The organism is Rhodanobacter terrae (genome assembly GCF_042657005.1).
In the GTDB taxonomy this organism is placed as follows: Bacteria; Pseudomonadota; Gammaproteobacteria; order Xanthomonadales; family Rhodanobacteraceae; genus Rhodanobacter; species Rhodanobacter terrae.
Window position 1 is genome coordinate 1 of record NZ_JBHSNG010000078.1, and the last position, 1,019, is coordinate 1,019.

The 1,019-nt window shown below is 64.6% G+C and carries 1 protein-coding gene; it reads left to right on the forward strand.

Annotated elements, in window-relative coordinates; translation table 11 throughout:
- Positions 1-38: 38 nt before the first annotated feature.
- Positions 39-1,001, forward strand: a complete 963-nt coding sequence (locus ACFPPB_RS20295; RefSeq protein ID WP_377330475.1) for an IS1595 family transposase — start codon at positions 39-41, stop codon at positions 999-1,001.
- Positions 1,002-1,019 lie beyond the last annotated feature (18 nt).

Genomic DNA, 1,019 nt, shown 5'->3' on the forward strand with positions numbered 1-1,019 from the left:
GGGATGCTGAAGCCATGTTCTCGACGGGAGTGTGAGTCATGGCGATGAATAGGGTGCAGTTTCAGAAAGGTCTGTCGATGGTCCACTTCCACGCGCAGTACGGCACCGAAGCGAAGTGCCACCGGGCGCTGTACCGGGCGCGCTGGCCGCAGGGTTTCCGCTGTCCGGCGTGCGGCGATCGACGCCGTTCGACGTTCCGTCGCGGCCGTCAGCAGTACTACCAGTGCCGCGCCTGTGCACACCAGACCACGGTGGTGAGCGGCACCGTGTTTCAGTCGAGCAAACTGCCGTTGACGACGTGGTTCCTGGCGATCCACCTGCTGACCTCGACCAAGACCAACCTGGCCGCGCTGGAACTGATGCGGCACTTGGGCGTGTGCTATCGCACGGCATGGCGGCTCAAGCACAAGATCATGCAAAGCATGCTGGAACGCGAGGAGCCGCGCCGGCTGGAGGGTTTCGTGCAGATCGACGACGCGTATCTGGGCGGTGAACGCAACGGCGGCAAACCGGGCCGGGGTTCGGAGAACAAGCAGGCCTTTGTCATCGCGGTGGAGACCGACGCAACACTGGAACATCCGCACCATGCGGTGATCGAACCGGTGCGCACCTTCGATAACGCCACGATCACCGACTGGGCCCAGCGCCGGCTGGCACCGGAAGCGGAGGCCTTCAGCGACGGGCTCGGCGCCTTCCGCCGCTTCGTCGCCACCGGCCATGCGCACACGGTGTTGGAGACCGAAGGCGGCCGCGCCGCCACGGAAGTCCAAGGCGCGCGCTGGGTCAACATCGTCCTGTCCAACGTCAAGCGGGCGTTGGATGGGGTTTACCATTCCGTCAAGCAACATCGTTACGCCCGGCGCTATCTGGCCGAGGCGGCGTACCGCTTCAACCGCCGGTTTCGACTGCACGACCTGCTGCCGCGGCTGACGCGCGCGATGGTGCTCTGCAAGCCTTGCCCGGAGCCGATGCTGCGCTTGGCGAGTAATTTTCTTCACTGAGGTTCGACGCTAATCAGG